Origin of the sequence: Schumannella sp. 10F1B-5-1 (genome assembly GCF_006517535.1) — a bacterium.
Classification (GTDB): Bacteria; Actinomycetota; Actinomycetes; order Actinomycetales; family Microbacteriaceae; genus Schumannella.
Genome location: NZ_VHQH01000240.1, coordinates 1 through 259, shown reverse-complemented (window position 1 = coordinate 259; position 259 = coordinate 1). Strand labels below are relative to the sequence as shown.

The window sequence follows — 259 nt, the reverse complement described above, 5'->3', positions numbered from 1 at the left end:
GGGGCCGCCGAGCACGACCCCGACGAGCTCGATCGACTCGGAGCCCACCTCGATGTCGGAGGAGAACAGCAGGTTCGCACCGAAGGAGTCGAGGGTGCCGGTCTTGATGCCGTCGATCCCGTCGTGGCCGATCATGCCGTTCGTGTTGACGACGGTGCCGATGTCGTGGATGTCGATCGTCTTCGTGTCGACGATCTCGGCCAGCACGGGGTTCTCGAGCGCGAGCTTGCCGAGTGCCACGAGGTCGGACGCCGTGCCC

At 66.4% G+C, this 259-nt stretch carries 1 pseudogene; it reads right to left on the bottom strand.

Features of this window, described 5'->3' with window-relative positions:
- Positions 1–259: pseudogene (locus FJ658_RS16515) on the bottom strand (D-alanyl-D-alanine carboxypeptidase); the annotation flags it as partial.